Consider the following 21,313-nt stretch of genomic DNA (forward strand, 5'->3'; position numbering starts at 1 on the left):
GCGCGGCGTTCACGCCGTGCCCGCGCGACGGCTTCGAGCCGCAGCGCGCCGGGCGCGGGCCGGCATTGTCGTGTCCAGCATTCGCAAGCTATGTGGTTCAACACAAATAAAGTCAGGCCCATTCTTCAGGACGAGGTGACCGAATGCGGTCTCGCGTGCCTTGCGATGATCGCGACCTGGCACGGCCGGGACACGACGTTGCGCACGCTGCGCAACCGGTATCCCGTGAAGATCGATTCCGGCCTGTCGTTCTTCGATCTGATGGAGATCGCGAACGACCTCGGGATGCGCGCGCGCGGGCTCCAGTTCGAGGCGAACGAGATCGACGCGCTGAAGCTGCCGTGCATCCTGCACTGGGGGATGAACCACTACGTCGTGCTGACGAAAGTCTGCTACGGCAGCGTGCACATCGTCGATCCGGCGCTCGGCGAGACGAAACTGCCGCTCGCGCAGGCGCTCACGCAGATCACGGGCTACGCGCTCGAGCTCAATCCGGACATCGGCTTCAAGCACGTCGGCACGTCCGACAAGATTCATCTGCGCGACTACCTGGTGGGCCTCACGGGCATTCGCAAGAGCATCCTGCTCGGCGTCGGGGGCGGCATCGCCGCGCAGTTGCTGCTGCTGCTCGGGCCGTCGTACGTGCAGCTCACGATCGACGAGGCGCTGAAGAAGACCGACGTCGACATCCTGTATCTGCTGACGATCCTGTTCGGTATCGTGTTCCTGTTCGACACGCTGTACGCGAACCTCGTCGGCAACATCAAGAGCTACTTGCGCAACATCGTGTCGCAGCAGCTGTCGTCGAACATGGTCGGGCATCTCGCGCGGCTGCCGATCGGCTATTACCTGTTCCACAACACGGGCGATTCGATTTCGCGCGTCGCGTCGGTGTCGGAGATCGGCCGCTTTCTCGTCGACGGGCTGATCGGCGGGCTGCTCAACGTGTTCACGTGCGTCGTCACGCTCGTGCTGATGCTGTATTACAGCCCGGTGCTCGCCGGCATCAGCCTCGCGGGGATGGTGCTGTTCGCGCTGTCGCGGCTCGCGATCCAGCCGCAGCTGCAGGACGCGATGTCGCAGATCCTCACGCGCGGCGCCGAGGCCGACGCGCTGCTCATCGAGAACATTCGCTCCGCGCATTCGATCAAGCTGCTGTCGTCGGAAACCTCGCGCAGCAGCCTGTGGGTGAACGCGTTCACGCAGAAGCTGCAGGCGGTTCGCCAGCAGGAGCGGCTGCAATTGCTGTTCGACGCGATCTCGAAGGGGATCGTCCATGTCGAGCAGCTGATCATCGTCACGTACGGCGCGTGGCTCGTGATGCACGGGCAGAGCACGATCGGGATCATCTACGCGTTCATCCAGTACAAGAACCTGTTCGCGGACAAGTTCATCGATTCGATCCAGCTCTACGTGCGGCGCAAGGTCTTGCAGGTGCACATGGACCGCGTCGCCGACGTGCTGCAGACCGAGACCGAGGAGCCCGCGCCCGACGCGCCGGTGCGCTCGGTCGAGCATTTCGACGGCTCGCTGTCGATTCGTGCGCTGACGTACACACCGAAGGGCGGCCGCCGTGCGATTCTCGAAGACATCGATCTCGACGTGCCGGCCGGCGCGAAGATCGCGATCGTCGGCCGGACCGGCAGCGGCAAGACGACGCTTCTGAACCTGATCTGCGGGCTGTATCAGTCGAGCCCGGGCACGCTGTTCGTGGGCGGCGTCGATCTGTCCGAGGTGAACCTGAGGCTCTACCGAAAGCACGTCGCGGCCGTCACGCAGTCGGATCAGCTGTTCCGCGGCACGATTCGCGACAACATCACGAACTTCGCGCCCGCGCCACGCGTCGGCGCGATGCACGAGGCCGCGCGCCTCGCGTGCATCGACCGCGAAATCGATCAGCTCGACAACCGCTACGACACGCCGCTCGGCGACACGCAGAAGTTCCTGTCGGCCGGGCAGATGCAGCGCCTGCTGATCGCCCGTGCGCTGTATTGCGAGCCGCGGCTCCTGATTCTCGACGAATTCTCGTCGAACCTCGATCAGGCGACGACGCACGAAATCTGCCGCAACGTGCTGACGCTGCCGTGCACGATCGTGCTCGTCACGCACGACGCGTCGATCCTGTCGATGGTCGATCGCATCTACGAGATGCGCGACGGCCGCCTCGCCGAAGTGACGCCCGAGCGGCAGCCGGAGCTGGAGGTGCAGCGATGACGTTGATGCGGCTCTTTCTGTTCAATGCGTTCTCGTATTGCTTTTTCGTGCGGCGGATCGTCAAGCGGATCGCGCTCGGCCGCTCGCCCGAGCGCGGGCTCGGCATGATGCGCTGGTGCGCGGGCGTCTGCCTGCGCCTCTTTCCGTCGATCCGCTCGTCGATCGAAATGTCGGTGAGGCACATGCTGAGCGCGCACCTGAACGACGATCCGGTGCGCATCCGCGGCGTCGCGGACGGCATCGTCCACGAGCTGTTCGAGGCCGAGGTGGCGGGGCTGATGCTGCGCTCGCACAGCATCGCGTCGATGAAGGCGCTGCTCGACCGGATGGAATGCGAAGGCGAGAGCGCGCTGCGCGCGGCGCTCGCGCGAGGCGGCCCGCTGATGCTCGCGGGCCTGCACTTCGGCAACCTGATGCTGTTCGTCACGAAGCTGCGGCTGATGATTCCCGAAGACCGCAAGATGATGATCGTGATGCACAAGGACGCGCCGGGCGCGTTCTTCGACGACGCGCTGCGCCTCGTCGAAGAATACGGCGCGGGCAAGATCGAGCTGATCGACATCGAGCAGCGCGTGCATCTGCGCCGGCTCGTCGCGGGCTTGCGCAAGGAAGCGCCCGTGTTCCTGCTGTTCTCCGATCTGCACGGCCGCTTCGGCAAGACCAACGCATGCCGGCTCGGCGGCCGCTGGGTGCGGCTCGCGGGCGGCGGCGTGAAGCTCGCGGTCGAGCACGACATCCCGATGCTCGTGTCGTATGCGACGGGCGTGCCGTTTCGCGACACGTGCAAGATGCACTTCGTCGAGCTCGACGCGCGGCCCGCGTCGCGGATGCTCGGCGTCGCGGACGAATCGTCGCGCGTCGCGGCGACCCATCAGCGGATCGCCGACAAGCTCGAGGAAGCGCTCGTGAAGCAGCCCGAACAGTGGCACTTCTGGGAGCACTTCACGCCGTACCTGATGCCATCCCCGTTGCTCGAGCCGAACGCGCGCGCCGCCGCGCAGACGCTGCGCAGCGCCTGACGAGTTTTCGCCCATGCCTACCTGGATGACCGCTCTGAGAGAGCAGAAGACGCCGCGCAAGCTCACGCGCGGCACGACGTTCGGCACGGTGATCAACGGCGTCGTCGACGTGCCGGTGTCGATGCGGTTCTTCTGCTATCTGTCGATCGCGATGTTCGTGATGTTCGTCGTCGCGCTCGTGCGCCTCACGTATGCGAACACCGAGAACGTGATGGGCATGCTCACGCCGCGCACGGGGCTGATCGGCGTCGGCGCGCCGCCCGGATGGGCGGTGCGCGAGGTGTTCGTCGCGAAGGATCAGCACGTGAAGGCCGGCCAGAAGCTCCTGAGCGTCACGCGCGACACGAGCTTCGTCGCGCAGGCGAACAACGCGCAGGGGATGCGCGAATCGATCAAGCGCCAGCGCGTCGAGGTCGATCAGCAGATGGATGCGGTGAAGCTCGAATACCAGTCGACGATCCAGCAGATCAACCAGCAGATCGGCGCGCTCGCGGAGAGCCGCGGCCTCATGGACAAGCAGATCCAGGACCAGAAGCGGATCGTGTCCGAGTACCAGGAGCGGCGCGACCGCGTGAAGCAGCTCTTGAACGAGCAGGTGGTCACGCTCGAGCAGTACAACCAGGTGAACACGCAGTATCTGCAGGCGAGCCAGGCGTATCAGGATCTGATGCTGCGCCGCGCCGATCTCGTGAAGAACGCGATGAAGCTGCGCGGCGATCTGGAAACCGTGCAGAGCAAGTACGACGGCTCGAACGCCGAGCTGAAGATCAAGCGGGAAGAGCTGAACTCGAAGGAATTCAACATCGACGAGAACGTGAACCAGGTGCTGTACGCGCCCGCCGACGGGCAGATCGTGCGGTTCGACGTCGTGCAGGGCAGCGTGATCGATCCGCCCGGCACGCGCGTCGTCGAGATCCTGCCGGCGAAGGCGGACGGGCTCATCGCCGAGCTGTACATTCCGTCGTCGAAGGCGGGGTTCGTGAAGCCCGGCCAGGAAGTGAAGCTCGCGTACGGCAGCTATCCGGTCGAGAAGTTCGGCACCTATCGCGGCAAGCTGCTGTCGGTGTCGCCCGTCGCGTTCACCGCGAAGGAGCTGAATCTGCCGGCCGACGCCGGCGCGCCGCAGACCTACTTCAAGTGCTGGGTCGAGCTCGCCGACCGCAATCCGGCGTTTGAAGGCAGGCCGCTCACGCTGAAGGCCGGGATGACGCTGAAGGCGGACATCGTGCTCGAGAAGCGCAGCCTGCTCGAATGGCTGTTCGAACCGTTGTATCGGATCCGGCAGCGGATGTTCGGTACGCCCGCGTGACGGCCGATGCGTAATGGGTGACAAGCATCGTCGACGACGCGCGCGCCGCGGCTGGCGCGCTCCGGTGTCCTGTTGGCTCGGCGCGACGCTGCTCGCGTGCGCATGGTCCGCGCACGCGCAGGACGGCGGCTCGGCGAAATGGCGCGACGGCGCGGACGGCATCGGCTTCTTTCCGGGCGGCGACGCGCCCGGCTTCGACGCGAACGCGTGGGGGCCGGTGCCGGGCGACGCGCGGCGGGCGTCGGCGGGCGCGGGGCGCGGCGCGGCGTCGAGCGGCGGCGCATCGAGCGGGACGGCGGACATGGCGGGCGCAGCGGCTGGAGCGGGCGCATCGGACGCATCGGGCGCCCTCGCCGCGAGCCCGAACGCGCCGCGTCCGCGCAGGCTCACCGAAGAGACGATCACGCTCGGCCAACGCGTCGCGATGCCGGCCGCCGCGACGCGCGTGCGCGCCGGCGGCGGCGGCGACGGCATCGGCTTCGCCGACGCGCCGGGCGGCGCGCCCGCGGACGACGCGCCCTCCGCCGACGCATGCGGCGGCAGCGCGTGCGCGCCGGACGATGGCGCGGCGCGGCACCCGCCCGCGGACGCGGCGCCGCGCTTCATCGCCGGCGTGCGCTACGACCGGATGCCGTACGAGCTGCATCCGATCGATCCGGAAATGCTGCCCGATCTGCCGGAGGCGCAGGGCCCGACGCTCCTCGAGCAATTGCGGGGCGACGACAGCAACATGATCGGGATCGGCTGGCACTACGTGTTGTCGACGGGCCGCTCGACGCCCGTGACGACGACGACGGGGGCGCTCGGGATCGGCAGCTTCGTGAATCCGGGCTCCGCGGTGTCGATCAGCAACGCGAACACGCCCGCGTTCACGTTCACGCATTTCTTCGGCGAGCACGTCGCGGCCGAGATCGTCGGCGGGATTCCGCCCGAGCTGACGATGCGCGGCCACGGCAGCGTCGGGTTGCCGTTCGACAAGATCTTCCCGGGCGTGCAGGGCCGGCTGCCGCTCGTCGACCTCGGCAACACGCAGAGCAATCCGCTCGGCACGACGCGCGCGTGGCTTGCGTCGACCGTGTTCAAGTATTACCTCGGTAAGCGCGAGGACCGGCTCCGGCCATACGTCGGCCTCGGCATCAGCTACACGCGCTTCACGAACTCGAACCTGAGCCCGGTGTTCGCGAACAAGCTCACGTCGCTCGGCGGCCTGCTGTCGGCGGGCATCTCGCTCGGCGATCTGCAATCGCTGCTCGCCGATCCGAGCGCGCTCGATCGTCTGCTGCAGGCGGGCGCGAATCTCGTGCTGTCGAACGGCGTCCATGCGACGGCGAGCGTGAAGAGCACGTGGACGCCCGTGTTCGTCGTCGGCGCGAACTATCAGCTCACGCGCCAGTTGTCGCTGTCGACGGCGCTCTCGTACATTCCGCTGAAGGCGGCGATCACGCTCAACATCAACGACGCGAAGCGCATCCTCGCGTCGAACACGACGACGCTTTCCGCGAACGTCCTGCTCTGCACGATGCTGCTCAACTACCGGTTCTGAGCGGCGTCGCGCGGCTCCGTGCGTTCGAGGCAATCCATGCGCTCCGGCCGGTGCCGGCGTGGAGGTGGGCGTCGCCGGTGGGCGGCCCGTCTCGTCTCATCGTCCGGCGGCTTGCCGGCCGCCGGCCACGCCGCCGCCCGATCCTTTCCGCGCGGTCATTCCCCCGACATCCGGGCCTGCGATAATGTGCGCGGAACGCGTCTGCAACGCGCAGCAAGGAGGCCGGCATGAGCGAAAAGGACACGCGGCGCGACATGGCGCCGCTGCACGAGCGGCAGCGCCGCTTCGAGGAGGATCTCGTCGACGCGTACGACGAAGAGCTCGAGATGGAGCTCGACGACCGTCGCTTCGAGGATGAGACGCTCTTTTCCGCCGAGCGCCGCGAAGCGCGCAAGCGCTACTTCCGCGAGCTGTTCCGCCTGCAGGGCGAGCTCGTGAAGCTGCAGGACTGGGTCGTGAACACCGGGCACCGGCTCGTCGTGATCTTCGAGGGGCGCGACGCGGCGGGCAAGGGCGGCGCGATCAAGCGCATCACGCAGCGGCTGAATCCGCGCGTGTGCCGGGTCGCCGCGCTGCCCGCGCCGAGCAACCGCGAGCGCACGCAATGGTATTTCCAGCGCTACGTCGCGCATCTGCCCGCGGGCGGCGAGATCGTGCTGTTCGACCGCAGCTGGTACAACCGCGCGGGCGTCGAACGCGTGATGAATTTCTGCACCGACGACGAGTACGAGGAGTTCTTCCGCTCGGTGCCGGAGTTCGAGAAAATGCTCGCGCGCAGCGGAATCCAGATCGTCAAGTACTGGTTCTCGATCACCGACGAAGAGCAGGAAGTCCGCTTCCAGAACCGCATCGACGATCCGCTCAAGCAATGGAAGCTGAGCCCGATGGATCTCGAGAGCCGCCGCCGCTGGGAGGCGTACACGGCGGCGAAGGAGGAGATGCTGATGCGCACGCACATTCCCGAGGCGCCGTGGTGGGTCGTGCAGGCGGTCGACAAGAAGAGCGCGCGGCTCAATTGCATGAGCCATCTGCTGAGCCTCGTGCCGTACTACGAGATCGAGCGCGATCCCGTGCATCTGCCGCAGCGCGAGCATCACGACGACTACATCCGGCGTCCGGTGCCGGCCGACATGATCGTGCCGGAGATTTACTGAGGTCTTCCCGCGGCGCGCGCGGACGAACGCCCGCGCGCGCCGGGACGCCGACGCCGCGCGTCAATAATGCTTGGCCGGGATGCCGAACAGGTTGAGGAGCGAGTTGCCGAGGTTCACGGCCGCCGTCGTCAGCACTTCGCCGATGCCGTATGCCGCGCTGCTGATCGGCGACAGAAGGCCGAGCGTGAGCGTGTTGCCGATCGTTTCCGCGCCTTTGCCTGCGACCTCGATCAGATTGCCGAGCGTGTCGAAGATGCTGCCGCCGTCATAGTGGCCGCCCGAGACGTGGGCGATTTCCTGCTGGCTGAGTTCCTGCATCTTGGTTCTCCTGAGAAGTTTGGACCCAAAGAGTCCGGATTGACGAGTGGCCCGACGGGCGTCATGCCCGGCGGGAATTCGACGGCACCGAACCGGGGCCGGTGCCGCAACAGACATTAGAGACATGTTCGATTGAAAGATGTACGTTAGGCTACGAATGCAATATGTCAGGATGTGCCGCGCGTCACGAACGCGGCGCCGGCGTGCGCCGGGCGGGATTGACAAACCGTGCGCGCTACCGCAAGCTTGCGCACATGAATTCCTATGGCTTTCGCATCGCGCACATTATTCGCACCATTCATCGAATGGTGGGTTAGCGCGCGTACGAAAGCATTTACAGCAACCCGCCCCGTGAGGCGGGTTTTTTGTTTCCGTCTCCCGGGCGTCCACTCCCAGGAGAGCCTGCCATGCAGTCAGACGACGCCGTCACGGAAACCCCCGAAGCCCGCACGCGAGCCGCGCCCGCGATGCGCGCGGCGAGCGCGCTCGACGAATACCTGAAGCTGATTCTGAACGCGCGCGTCTATGACGTCGCGCGCGAGACGGCGCTCGAGCTTGCGCCGAACCTGTCGGCGCGCGTGCGCAACACGGTCTGGCTGAAGCGCGAGGATACGCAGCCGGTGTTCTCGTTCAAGATCCGCGGCGCGTACAACAAGATGGCGCATCTGTCCGCCGACGCGCTCGCGCGCGGCGTGATCACCGCGTCTGCGGGCAATCATGCGCAGGGCGTCGCGCTCGCGGCCGCGCGGCTTCGCGTGAAGGCGACGATCGTCGTGCCGGAGACGGCGCCGCGCGTGAAGGTCGATGCGGTGCGCGCGCACGGCGGCGCGTTCGTCGAAGTCGTGCAGGCGGGCGAATCGTACAGCGATGCGTATGCGTACGCGCTGCGCGTGCAGCAGCGCGACGGGCTCGCGTTCATCCCGGCGTTCGACGATCCGCACGTGATCGCGGGCCAGGGCACGGTCGCGATGGAAATCCTGCGCCAGCATCAGGGGCCGATCCACGCGATCTTCGTGCCGATCGGCGGCGGCAGCCTGGCCGCGGGCGTGGCCGCGTACGTGAAGGCGGTGCGGCCCGAGATCAAGGTGATCGGCGTGCAGACCGACGATTCGTGCGCGATGAAGCGCTCGCTCGACGCGGGCGAGCGCGTCGAGCTCGCCGAGGTCGGCCTCTTCTCCGACGGCACCGCGGTGAAGCGCGTCGGCGAGGAGACGTTCCGGCTCTGCACCGCGTATCTCGACGACGTCTTGACCGTCGACACCGACGCGCTCTGCGCGGCGATCAAGGACGTGTTCCAGGACACGCGCAGCGTGCTCGAGCCCGCCGGCTCGCTCGCGGTCGCGGGTGCGAAGCGGTATGCGGAGCGCGAAGGCATCGAAGGCGAGACGCTCGTCGCGATCACGTCCGGCGCGAACATGAATTTCGACCGGATGCGCTTCGTCGCCGAGCGCGCCGAAGTGGGCGAGGCGCGCGAAGCGGTGTTCGCGGTGACGATCCCCGAGGAGCGCGGCAGCTTCAAGCGCTTCTGCTCGCTCGTCGGCGAGCGCAACGTGACCGAGTTCAACTACCGGATCGCCGACGCGCAATCGGCGCACATCTTCGTCGGCGTGCAGATCAAGCGGCGCGACGAATCGGATGAGATCGCGCGCAACTTCGCCGTGCACGGCTTCGACACTGTCGATCTGAGCGGCGACGAACTCGCGAAGCAGCATGTGAGGCACATGGTCGGCGGCCGCTCGCCGCTCGCGCGCGACGAGCGGCTGTTCCGCTTCGAATTCCCCGAGCGGCCGGGCGCGCTGATGAAATTCCTCGCCGCGATGGCGCCCGACTGGAACATCAGCCTGTTCCACTACCGCAATCAGGGCGGCGATGCGAGCTCGATCCTCGTCGGCCTGCAAGTGCCGCAGGCCGACCACGCGGCGTTCGACCGCTTCCTCGCGACGCTCGGCTATCCGCAGCGCGAGGAAACCGGCCATCCCGCTTATCGGCTGTTTCTCGGCTGACGATCGCCGCGCGAACGGCGCGCGGCCGGCTTGCTCGCCCGCCGCGCCGGAGCGGCGGGCGGGGCCGGAGCCGGAGCAACATCGGTATCGGCATCGGTATCGGCATCGCGATCGGCGTGGCCGTCGGCTTCGACGTCGCCCGCCGGCGGCAGCCGCTTGCCGAGCGCGAGCAGCGAGCGGAACAGCGCCGCGAAATCGTCCGGGCCCATCGGCAGCGCGCTTTGCTGCGCGCCGACGAAGCACAGGTAGGACACCTGCGCGAACAGCGCCGCGTCTGACTCGCTGCGCAGCGTCTGCCTGCAGAACGCATGCGCGGCCGCGAGCCGCGCGCGATCGGCGCGGCGCTGGAATTCGGCGACGAGCGGCTCGTGCAGCGACCACGTCCGGATCGCCGCCTCGCGGCGCGGGTTCATCCGCGACGCCGCGGCGAGATAGCGGTCGAGCGCGGTCTCGGGCGGCTCGTCGCCTTGCAGCAGCGCGATCGCCTGCGTCGTGTAGGCCGCTTCCCATTCGGCGAGCAGCGCGAGAACGAACGCCTTCCGGCTGCCGAAGTGATGGTAGAACGCGCCGCGCGTGACGCCCAGGCGGCGCGCGAGCCGGTCGGCCGACACGCCTTGCGCGCCTTCGTCGTCGAGCGCGGCGAGGCCCGCCGCGATCCAGTCCGCTCTTGTCGTTCTTGCCATGAAAACGTACAGGCTTTGTATGGTCCGATCGTGGCGGCTATTGTACGGCCTCGTTCAACCCTCGAGGTCGTCCTCGCCATGCACGTACTCGTCGTCGGAGCAGGAATCGCCGGGCTGGCCGCCGGCTGGCAATTGAAGCGGGGCGGGTGCGACGTCACCGTCGTCGAGGCCGCCGAGCGCCCGGGCGGGCGGATTCGCAGCGTGCCGTTCCACGGTCACGTGATCGAATGCGGCGCGCAGTTTCCGTCGTCCGGCTATCGGCATCTGATGCCGCTCTTCGGCGAGGCGGGGCTCGCGGCGCGGCTCGTGAAGACGTCGCCGTGGGCGGCGTTCGAGCGCGGCGAGCGGCTCTTTGGCGTGCATGCGCGCCGTCCGTGGACGATTCCCGCGAGCGGCCTGCTCGGCTGGCGCGACAGCCTGCGCGTCGGCCGCGCGCGCCGCGCTGCTCGCGCGGATTCGCGCGCTCGATCCGAACCGCTATGCGGCGTTCGCCGAATTCGACGATGCCGACGCCGCGCAATGGGCTGAGCAGACGTTCGGGCGCGCGGCCGTCGACGCGATCTTCGCGCCGATGATTCATGGGCTCTATTTCCAGTCGCTGCGCGGTTCGTCGCGCGCGCTGCTCGCCGCCGTCACCGGCTTCGACGGCGCGCACACGCTGGCGGTGACGGGCGGCTGGCAGACGTTGCCCGGCGCGCTCGCGGCCCGGCTCGACGTGCGCTACGGCGCGCCCGTCGATGCGCTGTCGGCGGACTCGGGCGGCGTGACGGCGCGCGTCGGCGATCGCGCGCTGCGCTTCGACGCCGCGATCGTCGCGACGCCCGCGACCGTCGCGCGCCGCATCTGGCGCGCGCAAACCGACGCGGAGCGCGTGCTGCTCGCGACCGGCTACGCGCGTGCCGTGCACGTCGCGTTCGGTCTCGCGCCGGGCTGGCGTGCGCCGGCGCGGCTGCGGCGCGTGTACGGCGCGCTGCTGTCGCCGGATGCGCGCCGCATCGCCGCATTGACGTTCGAGCGCGGGCGCGGGATCGGCGACGGGGGCGGCGAAGTCGTGTCGGCGATGCTCGGGCATGCATGCGCGAGCGCGTTGCGCTACGCGTCGGACGACGAGATCGCGCGCGTCGCGCTCGACGACGCGCACACGTTGCTGCCGGGGCTTGCCGACGCGGTCGTGGCGACGCACGTGCAGCGCTGGGACGCGGCGGAGCCGTTGTCGCCCGTCGGCCGTGCGCGCGCGATCGCCGCGTACCGCGCGAGCGCGGACGCGCGCCGGCGCGTGCTGTTCGCGGGCGACTACATGGGCTCGCCGTGGACCGACGGCGCGGCGGAGACGGGGCGGTGGGCCGCGCGCCGGCTGCTCGAAGCGCGTGCGTGACGCGATCTGCCGCAGCCGGCGCGCGTGAGCGCCGCGGCGTTCGAGGCGCGTGCGCGTCGGCCGCCGGCGGCGGGCAGCGCGCGGGAGGGGGCGCTTACGGCGCGGCGGCGGCGCCCGTTGCAAACGAACGGGCGCGCGCGGCCGCGAGCGCACGATGATCGAGCCGGACGAACGAAGGCGACGACGAAGACGCGACGGCGCGGCCGTTCCGGCCCGCCGCGGGCGATCGGCGCATGTCCGACGCGTGCGTGCGTTCCCGGAATGGCGTGCGCGACGGGCTGGCGCATCGGAAGGCGTCGCTTCCGGTCTTGTCGATGCCCGGCGCGCGAGCGCGCACGTCTCGCTGCGAGCGCGGCGAATCTTCCGCCGCGCTCGCTGCCGCGGTCACGCGCGCGCGGCGGCGCGCTGTTTTGCCGCGCGGCCGCTACGGCGGCTACGGTCGTTCGGCATGCGGCCGCTCACTTGAGCTGGCTGATGCCCCAGATCGCGATCAGCAAGCCCGCGCCGAAGCCGATGCCAAGCAGAATATAGGTTTCCATATCGAATCCACGGATGAAGTGATCGTCGCGGCAGGAAGCGGCGCGGCGGCGCAATCGCGGTCGGCATGCGCCGTGCCGCCGTGCGCCGGTTCGCCGCGGCTCGCGCCGGCCGCGCCCGGCGCGCTACAATCGGCCGCCGCATACTACCGACGCAACCTTTCAGTAACCATGCCGGGCTCTTCCGTTCCGCCGAAATCGACTCCGCCCGCGCGCCTGCGATGGGCGGCGCTATGGGGGCCGGGGCTTCTCGTCATGCTCGCCGACTGCGACGCCGGGAACGTCGTCACCGCCGCGCAAGCCGGCGTGCAGTGGGGCGTCGGTCCGCTGATGCTGCTGCTCGGCCTCGTGCCGCTGCTGTACATGATTCAGGAGCTGACCGTGCGGCTCGGCATCTTCACGGGACGCGGCCACGGCGAACTGATCCGCGAGCATTTCGGCGCGGGATGGGCGTGGCTGTCGGCGGCCGGCCTCGTCGTCGCGGTGCTCGGTTCGCTCGTGACCGAATTCACGGGCGTCGCCGGCATCGGCGAGATGTTCGGCGTGCCGCGCTCGGTCAGCCTGCCGGCCGCCGTCGCGCTGCTGATCGCGATCGTGATGACGGGCTCGCACAAGCGCGTCGACAAGGCGGCGATCGTGATCGGCGCGTTCGAGCTGACGTTCTTCGTCGTCGCGTGGAAGGCACATCCGCAATGGCGGGGGCTGCTGTCGGCGGCCGCGCGGCCGGCCGCCGGCGCGCCGTTCGGCTATCTCGCGGCCGCGCTGATCGGCGCGACCTTCAACCCGTGGATGGTCTTCTATCAGCAGGCGGCCGTCGCCGACAAACGGCTCGGGCCGGACGACCATCGCGCGGCGCGCGCCGAGACGGCCGTGGGCGCGGTGCTCACGCAGTTGCTGACGGGCGCGGTGCTCGTCGCGGCCGCGGCGACGCTCGCCGGCGACGGTGCGTCGCGCACGCTCGGCAGCGTCGGCGAGATCAGCGCGGCGCTCGAAACGGTGGTCGGTCCGCACGCGGCGCGCGTGCTGTTCGGCGCGGGCGTGCTGGGCGCGTCGATGGTCGCGGCGATCGTCTGCTCGCTGTCGCTCGCGTGGGGGCTCGGCGAGGTGGCCGGCTACGAGCGCTCGCTCGACGACCGGCCGACGCGCGCGCCCTGGTTCTACGGAATCTATGTCGCGGCGGTCGCGGGCTGCGCGGCGATCGTGTGGGTCGCGCCCGATCTGGTGTCGCTGAACGTCGCGGCGCAGGTGGTCAACGCGGTGATGCTGCCGCTCGTCGCGGGGTTGCTCGTCGCGCTCGCGGCAATCGCGCTGCCGCCGGCGCAGCGGCCGCGCGGCGCCTATCTGTGGATCGTGTCGGCGGTGGCGGCGGCGGTGAGCGTCGCGGGAATCGTCGGGGCGGCTTCGGGGGTGTGGTCTTGATGGCGTGACGGCGGCGTGCGAGCGTCGATTCGATTCGACGGTGGACGCACCGTTTGCCGAAGTCGACGCCGACGCCGCAGCCAAGTCGAGCGAGACCGGCGCAATCTGGGCTGACGCCAAGCGGAAGTCACGAGCCGCGAGTCTGAAGCTCGTGTTTCACGCGTCGTACTTCGCGGCTTGCAGGTCGAAGCTCAAAGCTCGCCTCGCCGCTCACGCCTCGAAGCTCACGCCTCGAAGCTCACGCCTCGAAGCTCACGCCTCGAAGCTCACGACTCGAAGCTCACGCCTCGAAGCTCACGACTCGAAGCTCACGACTCGAAGCTCACGACTCGAAGCTCACGACTCGAAGCTCACGACTCGAAGCTCACGACTCGAAGCTCACGACTCGAAGCTCACGACTCGAAGCTCACGACTCGAAGCTCACGACTCGAAGCTCACGACTCGAAGTTTGACGCCGACGGCCCAAAGTTCCCCAAGCCCCAACCGCAAGGCTTCGAGTTCAACTCGCCGAGTTGCAATGCCGGCTGCGTTCCGACGCTCGCCGTCAGTGCGAATGCCGGTGATGAATGTCCGGAAAGTGCGCGTGCGTATGCGTGATCGGCGCATGCCGATGCGGATGCGTGTGCGGCTCCGCGCCGTCCCAGTCGAAATCGTGCGTGTGCTGATGATGCTCGTCGTGGCGATGCCGGTGGCTGTGCTCGAGCGCGTCGTGCGTGTGCGCGTGCTCGTGCCGCTCGCGCAGATGCAGCCAGATGCCGATCGCCATCAGCGCCGCGGCCGCCCAGAACGACAGCGGCGGCCACTCGGGCCACAGCGCTAGCGACAGTCCGACGCCGAACAGCGGCGCGACCGAAAAATACGCGCCGGTCCGCGCGGTGCCAAGGTTGCGCAGCGCGACGACGAACAGCACGAGGCTCACGCCGTAGCCGGCGAAGCCCGTGAGCATCGCGGCGGCCGTTGACGCGGCGGCGGGCAGTTTCGCGCCGAGCGCGAGCGCAATGCCGAGATTGACCGGGCCCGCGACGAGGCCCTTGATGCACGCGATCGTCGCGGCGTCGTTGGTCGAAACCTTGCGCGTCAGGTTGTTGTCGATCGCCCAGCACGCGCAGGCGGCCGCGACGAGCAGTGCGCCGAGCGGCACGCCCGCCGCGCCCGGATGCCACGACAGCAGCGCGCCGCCCGAGACGATCGCGACCATGCCGGCGAAGATCGGTGCGTCGACGTTCTCGCGGAACACGACCCACGCAATGACCGCGGTGAACACGCCTTCGAGATTCAGCAGCAGCGCGCTTGTCGCGGCGGGCGTCGTCGCGAGGCCGAGCATCAGCAGCGCGGGGCCCGCGACGCCGCCTGCCGCGACCGCGCCCGCGAGCCACGGAAGCTCGGCGGGCGTCACTCGCGACTGCTCGGCCTGCGACGCGTCGGCGCCGCGCGCGAGCCGGCGAATCAATATGAACGTCGCGAGGCCGATGCCGCTGCCGAGATAGAAGAGGCCTGCGACCATGAACGGCGTGAGCGAGCCGAGCAGCGTCTTCGCGAGCGGCGTGGTGGCGCCGAACAGCGCGGCGGCGAGGAGTGCGGTGAAAGCCGCGTTCATGCGTGCGGACATGGGCGTGGCGCGGGCGGCGCGGATCGACGTGAAAAAGTGACGCCACGATAGCGCAAACCGGGGGCGGCGGCCATCCGTTTCGTGGCGGGCGGGAACGTCGGCGGGGGCGTTGGCCGGATCGATCCCGCCGTCGTGCGATCGATTCTGACGGGACGACGGACTGAGGAGCGGATGGGGCGGCGAATCGGCCGAGCGGTGATTCGGCAAATCGTTGGGCTGGCAGGCTGGTGGATCGGTGAATCGGCGAGTTGGCGGGGGCGCAGGGCGACGAGGCGACGAGGCGACAACAGCGGCAACAGCGGCAACAGCCGTCGCCGAATGTCCGCTTCGAATCGTCGACTGCGCGTTCCGTGCTCGCCGACGCCCCTGGCTGACCGCTGCGGCGCAAAAATGCCGCGTGGCGCGGCACGGGATGCGCCGCGCATCCATCCGGCGCAAGCCCATCGCCGGCACCCGTCGCATCGCCCGGCGTTCCGTGCGCGGCCTCGCGCTCGTCAGTCGACTGAAGGAAACCCGGCGCGCCCTTGCGTCAGATCGAACAACGTGTCGCGCGCCGCGCCGAGCGCATTCGCGGGCAGCCGGATCACGAGCTTCACCGTCATGCCGTACGCGCTGTCGACGAGGTCGTGGCCTTCCTGCTCGATCCAGCGGCGCACGCGCGCTTCGTCCGGATAGCCGGTCTCGATCGCGAGCCGCGCGTACGCGATGCGCTCGATGCGCTCGGCGTCGAGGAGCGCGGCGGCGATCGCGTCGGTGTACGCGCGCACGAGGCCGCCCGCGCCGAGCTTCACGCCGCCGAAGTAGCGGACGACCGCGCCGAGCACGCCGTCGAGATCGTGATGGCGCAGCACCTCGAGAATCGGCCGGCCGGCGGTGCCGGACGGCTCGCCGTCGTCCGACATCCCGGACTGGCCGCCCGCGAGCAGCGCCCAGCAGACGTGCGTCGCGCCCGGATGCTCGGCGCGCAGCCGCTGCAACTCGGCCATCGCCGCGTCGCGGCCCTCGACCGGGATCGCGTATGCGATGAAACGGCTTTTGCGGATCTCGAGTTCCCGAATGTAAGTGGTGGCGAGTGAGTAAGTCATGTTCGGGATGCCGTTGAATCCAGAAAAATCGATGAAGCCGGGAACGTTGCGCCCCGATCGGCGTTGACCGAGACGAATGCGTTCGGGGCCGATTCGCCTGCATGGCGTCTGCCCGCGCCGCGCATGACGAAACGGAAGAACGGGAGAATTTTACAGTGGCGAGCATCGAGGCATTTCGCGGCCGCGAACGCAACGCGGACTACTTGCCGTATCGCCCGCGCCTTCGGCGCGAGCGAGTCGAGATGGCGTCGCTCGATGTCGAGTCCGGACAAGCCGGCGAACCAGGTGCCCCGGCTCGGCGGCGCATTTCTCTGGCGGCAGGTGTATAACGCGGTGTCGAGCGGCACGTCGGCGATCAAGATCGCGATGTTCGACGAAGTCAACGAGGGGACGGCGATCTTCAAGGCGGCCGGCAAGCGAGGCGATGCGCCCGACCAGGGATATTGGCTGACGCTCGATGCCGACGGGCGCGCGCTCCCGAGCGACTGGTATTTGCGATTCGCTTACGAGGCGGGGCGCGTGGTGCGCGGCGAATCGCCCGCGACCGACGTGGTGCCGGCCAATCCCGGGCCGCAGGCGGCCGGCGTGCCCGCGTGCGGCGCGCTCGGGCCGAACCAGGGGCTTGCCGTGGGGCAGGCGCTCGTGTCGTGCGACGGCCGGTTCAAGCTCGTGCTCCAGAGCGACGGAAATCTCGTCACCTACCAAGGCGGCGCGCCGGTGTGGAGCAACGGCGTGTCGTCGCAGATCGCCGCGCGGGTCGTGATGCAGGCGGACGGCAATCTCGTCGAATACGACACCGCGGGGCGGCCGCTCTGGAACAGCGGCACCGCCGGCCGTGCCGGCGCATACGCGCAGTTGCAGAGCGACGGCCGGTTCGTGGTGACGGGCGGGTAGCGTTCCGGGGGGGCGCGCGGCCGGCGCCGCGCTGCGGCGCGGTTTGCGCGGCTCGTGCGGCTCGTGCGGCTTGCGCGGCGCGCCGAAACGCGGCGTTACCGCGATTTCCTTCGCGCGCCCTTCTTCGTGGCGGCGCTTCCGGCGCGCGCCGCGTCGCCGCTCGCGGCGTCGTCGTCGCCGTTCATCTGCTCGAGCCACGACAACGCATCGACATACGAGAGGAACTGCCGCAGATACTCGGGCGACAGCTCGCGCATCAGCGACAGCGACCGGTGCACGAGGCTGCTCGAATTGAGCGGTCCGGCGTTCTTCGGCACTTGTTCGAGCGAGGCGAGCAACTGGCTGTCCGCGCTGACCTTCGACCAGGTTTGCCGGAAGTAGTCGAGCATGTCCGGTTCCGCGCGAAGGGCGCGGCGGTTGCGGTTCGCGGCGTCATTGGCGTCATTGGCGCCGGCGGACGGGCCGCCCGCGTTCGGGCGCGCCTGGCCGCCGATATAGTCGAGCAGTGCGGCGAGCGGCCCGCGTGCGGGTGCGGGCGGCGCAGGCGTCGGCGTCGATGCGGGCATCGACGCCGATTCCAATGCCGGCGTCAACGCTGGAGCCGAAGCCGGAGCCGAAGCCGGAGCCGGAGCCGGAGCCGGAGCCGGAGCCGGAGCCGGAGCCGGAGCCGGAGCCGAAGCCGATGCCGATTCCAATGCCGACGCCGCGTCTTCGGCCGCATCGGCGGCCGAAGACGCGCGCCGAAGATCGTCCGCGTACGCATCGATCAGCGCCGACAGCCGCGCATTCAGAATCCGGCGCGCGTCGCCGGTGTGGTCGGCCGCGCGCCGCCGCAGCGCATCGATGAAGCGAAAGCGCATGGGGTCGAGCCGATCCGCGCCGCGCGTGCGCCATGCGTCGAGCGTTTCTTGCGCGCGGGCCGCAGCGTCATTCACGGCGTTCACCGTCGCCGGCCGTCGGCCGCGGAACCGGTGCGATCTCGACGCGCCGGTTCTTCGCGCGCCCCGTATCGTCCGAGTTCGGGCTCACGGGCTGCTCGGAGCCGAACGCCGCCGCGAACACCGACGCCGCCGGCACGCCTTCGTCGATGAACGCGCGCGTCACCGTCAGCGCGCGCTTGGCCGACAGCTCCCAGTTGTCCGCGAAGCGGCGATTGCCCGCGCGCACCTGGAGGTCGTCCGCGAAGCCGCTCACCATCAGGATCTCGTGATTCGCGCTGAGGTAAGCCGCGAGCGGCCCGGCGAGGCTCTTCAGCAGATCGCGGCCGGCCGGCTGCAGCTCGTCGGAGTTCAGCGCGAACAGCACGCTGCCGCTGATGCCGATGCGTCCGTTGACGAGCGTCACGCGTCCCGCCGCGAGCGGGCCCGCCAGCGCCTGTTCGAGCGTCTTGCGGCGCTGCGTTTCCATCTGCCGTTGCCTGACCTCGGCGTCGAGCTTCGACGACAGCTCGAGCTGCACGCCGATCACGCCGACGAGAATCAGCACGAACGCGCCGAGCAGCACTGACATCAGGTCGCCGAACGCGGCCCAGATCGGCGCGGTCTGTTCGAGGCCGCCGTCGATTTCGTCGCTCATGCCGCTTCGGCTCCGACGGATGCCTGCCGGCCGGCGACGCGCTGCAGGTCTTCGATGATCTGCTTCTGCGACAGCATGCTCAGGTCGATGATTTCACGCGCCTGCGCGACGTAATAGGCGAGTTGCTCGTCACTGCGCGCGAGCGACTTGTCGAGCGCGGCTTCGATGCGCTGCAGATGCGCGACGAGCGTGTCGTTCGATTCGCCGAACGACTGGACGGCCGCGCCGAACGCTTCGCCGAGGCTCGCGACTTCGACCGCGCTGCCCGTCACCTGCGCGGCGACGGCGCCGAGCCTGCCGGTTTCGGCGTCGATCCGCTCGGTGAATTGTGCGCCGACGCGTTGCAACAGGTCGGCGCTCGTCGCGACGAGTGCGTCGACGGCCGTGCGCTGCTCGGTCGACGCGTGGTTGACCGCATCGAGAAGGGTTTCGAGCGTGGCGAGCAGCCGGCTTCGCTCCTCGAGCATCGCGGTGTCGCGGACCATGCTGTCGGAGAGCTTCTGACGCAGCTCGGCGACGACTTCGGCCGCGGCCTTCGGCGCTTCCGACGCGGCCTGCACGAGCCGGGAGATCTCGGCGATCGTGTCGCGCGCATGCGCTTGCGTTTGGGCGGAGATGTCGCGTGCGGTTTGCGTGAGCGCGTCGCAGATTTCCTGTTGCCGGTTCGCGGCGTGCGCGCTCGTTTGTTCCCATTCGGTGCCGAGCTTCGCGGCCATCGTTGCGAGCGAATCGGTCCACGTCGTCAGGCGTTGTTGATCGCGCGATTCGAGCGTCGTCTGCAAGTTCGAATGCGATTCGCTCATCGTGCGCAGCAGCGCAGCGGTATGTTGCTCGAACGCGGCGGCTTGAGCGGAGATGTCGCGTGCGGTTTGCGTGAGCGCGTCGCAGATTTCCTGTTGCCGGTTCGCGGCGTGCGCGCTCGTTTGTTCCCATTCGGTGCCGAGCTTCGCGGCCATCGTTGCGAGCGAATCGGTCCACGTCGTCAGGCGTTGTTGATCGCGCGATTCGAGCGTCGTCTGCAAGTTCGAATGCGATTCGCTCATCGTGCGCAGCAGCGCAGCGGTGTGTTGCTCGAATGCGGCGGCTTGAGCGGAGATGTCGCGCGAGGTTTGCGTGAGCGCGTCGCTGATCGCCTGTTGCCGGTCCGCGGCGTGCGCGCTCGTTTGCTCCCATTCGGTGCCGAGCTTCGCGGCCATCGTTGCGAGCGAATCGGTCCACGCGGCCAGGCGCAGCTCGTCGCGCGACGCCAGATCCTTCTGCAGATCCGCATGCGATTGGCCCACCGTGCGCAGCAGCGCGGCCGAGTGCTGCTCGAACGTCGCGGCGGCCGCGTCGAGCGCCTGCCGGTTGCGCTCGGCCAGCGTCTCGTTGGCCCGCTCCTGACGCGACAGCGCGTCGTTCCACGCCGCGGACACGCTGCCCGCCGTCGCGTCGAGGCGCGCCGAGACGCCGTCGAGCAGGCCCGCCGAGCGTTGCTCGAACGATTCGACGAAGCGGTTCGCCGAGCCGTGCAGGCGCTGCGCGAGCGCGTCGCTCGAGCGCTGATGTTCGTCGAGCGCGTTGCGCCAGACGTTCGCGACGTTCGTCGCCGTCGCGTCGAAGCCGGCCGACAGCCCGTCGAGCTGCCGCTGCACAGCCTGCGCGACGGCGTCGTGCAGCGCGGTCGTCTCGCGTGCGAGCGCCGCCATCGTGGTTTCCATGACGGGCTGCAACGCCGAGCCGGCCACGCGCGCGCTCTCGGCGGCGCTGTCCTTCAGCGACTGCCCGACCGACGACGCGAGGCGCGCATACGTCTCTTCCGCCTTGCCGAGAAACGCTTGCTGGCCGGCGATCTGCCGCTCGGCTGACGCAATGCCTTGCTGCTCGAGCGTCGTCATCATCGTCTGCAGCCGATCGACCAGCGTGGGCATCATGTCGGCCTGCCGCTGCAGCAGCCTGAAGGTCTCGTCGCGCTGATGGGCGTGCGAGTGCACGCGCAGCGTCGTCGCGATCTTCGCGTCGAGCGCCTGCGCGGCCTGGAGCCGCTCGCGCCGGCAAAGCGCGGACAGGAGGCCCAGCATCGCGGACGCGGACACGCCGGCGATCGAGGTGCCGAACGCGAATCCGAGCCCCTTGACGGGCGCGGCGAGCGACGCGCGGATCGCATGCAGGTCCGTCGCGCTCTCGAGCGCGGCGCCGGTGCCCCGGAGCGTCATGACCATGCCGAGGAGCGTGCCCAGCATGCCGAGCAGCACGAGCAGGCCGACCAGATACGGCGTCAGTGCGGGGCCCGGCAGCGCGACGCGCTCGCCTTCGACGCGCAGGCGCACCGCGTGGCGCAGGCTCGGATGCAGCCGTTCGAGCCACGCCCGCAATTCGGACGGCGGCTCGGACAGGTCCGCGACCGCGTGCGCGAGCGTGGACGTGGCCTGCTGATAGCGGCGCAGTTCGAGCGCGCCGGCAAGATAGCAGGCGGCGATCACGACGGTCACGGCGAGCGCGAGCGGATTCGACGCGGCATAGCCCGCGCCGATCCAGCAGACCGCGGCGAGACCGGCGAAAAAGAAAACGAGATGAACGTGATGTCTGGACATGGGG

At 69.1% G+C, this 21,313-nt stretch carries 16 protein-coding genes and 1 pseudogene; 9 read left to right on the plus strand and 8 right to left on the minus strand.

The features are described from left to right. Nucleotides 1–90: 90 nt before the first annotated feature. From WT60_RS25660 to ppk2, 5 genes are all read left to right on the plus strand, one after another. Nucleotides 91–2,214, plus strand: a complete 2,124-nt coding sequence (locus WT60_RS25660) for a peptidase domain-containing ABC transporter (protein ID WP_059648093.1) — start codon at nt 91–93, stop codon at nt 2,212–2,214. Next, nucleotides 2,211–3,233 (plus strand): hypothetical protein, encoded by a 1,023-nt coding sequence (locus WT60_RS25665; RefSeq protein WP_060356305.1) that lies wholly within the window; start codon nt 2,211–2,213, stop codon nt 3,231–3,233. Before WT60_RS25660 ends, WT60_RS25665 begins: the two co-directional genes overlap by 4 nt. A 13-nt stretch (nt 3,234–3,246) precedes the next feature. Continuing rightward, a complete protein-coding gene (locus tag WT60_RS25670) occupies nt 3,247–4,542 on the plus strand; it encodes an HlyD family efflux transporter periplasmic adaptor subunit (protein ID WP_059580415.1) in 1,296 nt (431 codons plus the stop codon). A gap of 13 nt (nt 4,543–4,555) precedes the next feature. Continuing rightward, nucleotides 4,556–6,085, plus strand: a complete 1,530-nt coding sequence (locus tag WT60_RS25675) for an OmpW family outer membrane protein (RefSeq protein WP_060356304.1) — start codon at nt 4,556–4,558, stop codon at nt 6,083–6,085. Between the two features lie 227 nt (nt 6,086–6,312). After that, nucleotides 6,313–7,239 carry a polyphosphate kinase 2 gene (gene ppk2 / locus WT60_RS25685; protein WP_038749428.1) on the plus strand — a complete coding sequence of 309 codons (927 nt, stop codon included), beginning with the start codon at nt 6,313–6,315 and terminating at the stop codon, nt 7,237–7,239. 60 nt (nt 7,240–7,299) lie between these two features. Here ppk2 and WT60_RS25690 read toward each other — a convergent pair whose 3' ends face one another. Then, nucleotides 7,300–7,557 (minus strand): hypothetical protein, encoded by a 258-nt coding sequence (locus WT60_RS25690; protein ID WP_059580422.1) that lies wholly within the window; start codon nt 7,555–7,557, stop codon nt 7,300–7,302. A gap of 467 nt (nt 7,558–8,024) precedes the next feature. Between WT60_RS25690 and ilvA the strand changes: the two genes are divergently transcribed. Then, nucleotides 8,025–9,560 (plus strand): threonine ammonia-lyase, biosynthetic, encoded by a 1,536-nt coding sequence (gene ilvA, locus WT60_RS25700; protein ID WP_100185445.1) that lies wholly within the window; start codon nt 8,025–8,027, stop codon nt 9,558–9,560. Here ilvA and WT60_RS25705 read toward each other — a convergent pair. After that, complete coding sequence (locus tag WT60_RS25705) at nt 9,539–10,243, minus strand: TetR/AcrR family transcriptional regulator (protein WP_060356231.1); 705 nt, start codon at nt 10,241–10,243, stop codon at nt 9,539–9,541. The two genes, ilvA and WT60_RS25705, sit on opposite strands and share 22 nt — an antisense overlap. A 78-nt stretch (nt 10,244–10,321) precedes the next feature. On the opposite strand from WT60_RS25705, the pseudogene WT60_RS25710 reads away from it, so the two are divergent. Beyond that, a pseudogene (locus WT60_RS25710) lies at nt 10,322–11,618 on the plus strand (NAD(P)/FAD-dependent oxidoreductase). 458 nt (nt 11,619–12,076) lie between these two features. On the opposite strand, the gene WT60_RS35585 reads toward WT60_RS25710, so the two are convergent. Continuing rightward, entirely contained in the window at nt 12,077–12,211 is a 135-nt protein-coding gene (locus tag WT60_RS35585) for a hypothetical protein (protein ID WP_257789113.1), read from the minus strand. A 198-nt stretch (nt 12,212–12,409) separates the two neighbouring features. Between WT60_RS35585 and WT60_RS25720 the strand changes: the two genes are divergently transcribed. Continuing rightward, on the plus strand, nt 12,410–13,573 hold the full coding sequence (locus WT60_RS25720) for a divalent metal cation transporter (RefSeq protein ID WP_197419493.1): 1,164 nt from the start codon (nt 12,410–12,412) through the stop codon (nt 13,571–13,573). A gap of 544 nt (nt 13,574–14,117) precedes the next feature. Here WT60_RS25720 and WT60_RS25730 read toward each other — a convergent pair. Together WT60_RS25730 and WT60_RS25735 are read right to left on the minus strand one after the other, a co-directional pair. Then, nucleotides 14,118–15,182 carry a DMT family transporter gene (locus WT60_RS25730; protein WP_060356230.1) on the minus strand — a complete coding sequence of 355 codons (1,065 nt, stop codon included), beginning with the start codon at nt 15,180–15,182 and terminating at the stop codon, nt 14,118–14,120. Between the two features lie 494 nt (nt 15,183–15,676). Then, entirely contained in the window at nt 15,677–16,267 is a 591-nt protein-coding gene (locus WT60_RS25735) for a YigZ family protein (RefSeq protein ID WP_038744488.1), read from the minus strand. A gap of 255 nt (nt 16,268–16,522) precedes the next feature. Here WT60_RS25735 and WT60_RS25740 point away from each other — a divergent pair, with 255 nt between their 5' ends. Continuing rightward, the gene (locus WT60_RS25740; RefSeq protein ID WP_060356229.1) at nt 16,523–17,161 is read left to right on the plus strand and encodes a hypothetical protein; all 639 of its coding nucleotides are present in this window, start codon (nt 16,523–16,525) and stop codon (nt 17,159–17,161) included. A 95-nt stretch (nt 17,162–17,256) separates the two neighbouring features. On the opposite strand, the gene WT60_RS25745 is transcribed toward WT60_RS25740, so the two are convergent. The 3 genes from WT60_RS25745 to WT60_RS25755 are packed head-to-tail and all read right to left on the minus strand — an operon-like array spanning nt 17,257 to nt 21,309. After that, nucleotides 17,257–18,096, minus strand: coding sequence for a DUF2894 domain-containing protein (locus WT60_RS25745; RefSeq protein ID WP_082759427.1), 840 nt, complete (start codon nt 18,094–18,096; stop codon nt 17,257–17,259). Further along, the gene (locus tag WT60_RS25750; protein WP_038744487.1) at nt 18,089–18,736 is read right to left on the minus strand and encodes an OmpA family protein; all 648 of its coding nucleotides are present in this window, start codon (nt 18,734–18,736) and stop codon (nt 18,089–18,091) included. The genes WT60_RS25745 and WT60_RS25750 overlap by 8 nt, the downstream gene beginning before the upstream one ends. Then, the gene (locus WT60_RS25755) at nt 18,733–21,309 is read right to left on the minus strand and encodes a DUF802 domain-containing protein (RefSeq protein ID WP_060356227.1); all 2,577 of its coding nucleotides are present in this window, start codon (nt 21,307–21,309) and stop codon (nt 18,733–18,735) included. Before WT60_RS25755 ends, WT60_RS25750 begins: the two co-directional genes overlap by 4 nt. Nucleotides 21,310–21,313 lie beyond the last annotated feature (4 nt).

Origin of the sequence: Burkholderia sp. MSMB617WGS (assembly GCF_001532025.2) — a bacterium.
Classification (GTDB): Bacteria; Pseudomonadota; Gammaproteobacteria; order Burkholderiales; family Burkholderiaceae; genus Burkholderia; species Burkholderia savannae.

Bases quoted from the DNA above. Each gene is read 5' to 3' on its own strand.
- WT60_RS25660 (WP_059648093.1), top strand. From the start codon at position 91: ATGTGGTTCAACACAAATAAAGTCAGGCCCATTCTTCAGGACGAGGTG.
- WT60_RS25665 (WP_060356305.1), top strand. From the start codon at position 2,211: ATGACGTTGATGCGGCTCTTTCTGTTCAATGCGTTCTCGTATTGCTTT.
- WT60_RS25670 (WP_059580415.1), top strand. From the start codon at position 3,247: ATGCCTACCTGGATGACCGCTCTGAGAGAGCAGAAGACGCCGCGCAAG.
- WT60_RS25675 (WP_060356304.1), top strand. From the start codon at position 4,556: ATGGGTGACAAGCATCGTCGACGACGCGCGCGCCGCGGCTGGCGCGCT.
- ppk2 (WP_038749428.1), top strand. From the start codon at position 6,313: ATGAGCGAAAAGGACACGCGGCGCGACATGGCGCCGCTGCACGAGCGG.
- WT60_RS25690 (WP_059580422.1), bottom strand. From the start codon at position 7,557: ATGCAGGAACTCAGCCAGCAGGAAATCGCCCACGTCTCGGGCGGCCAC.
- ilvA (WP_100185445.1), top strand. From the start codon at position 8,025: ATGCGCGCGGCGAGCGCGCTCGACGAATACCTGAAGCTGATTCTGAAC.
- WT60_RS25705 (WP_060356231.1), bottom strand. From the start codon at position 10,243: ATGGCAAGAACGACAAGAGCGGACTGGATCGCGGCGGGCCTCGCCGCG.
- WT60_RS25720 (WP_197419493.1), top strand. From the start codon at position 12,410: ATGCTCGCCGACTGCGACGCCGGGAACGTCGTCACCGCCGCGCAAGCC.
- WT60_RS25730 (WP_060356230.1), bottom strand. From the start codon at position 15,182: ATGTCCGCACGCATGAACGCGGCTTTCACCGCACTCCTCGCCGCCGCG.
- WT60_RS25735 (WP_038744488.1), bottom strand. From the start codon at position 16,267: ATGACTTACTCACTCGCCACCACTTACATTCGGGAACTCGAGATCCGC.
- WT60_RS25740 (WP_060356229.1), top strand. From the start codon at position 16,523: ATGTCGAGTCCGGACAAGCCGGCGAACCAGGTGCCCCGGCTCGGCGGC.
- WT60_RS25750 (WP_038744487.1), bottom strand. From the start codon at position 18,736: ATGAGCGACGAAATCGACGGCGGCCTCGAACAGACCGCGCCGATCTGG.
- WT60_RS25755 (WP_060356227.1), bottom strand. From the start codon at position 21,309: ATGTCCAGACATCACGTTCATCTCGTTTTCTTTTTCGCCGGTCTCGCC.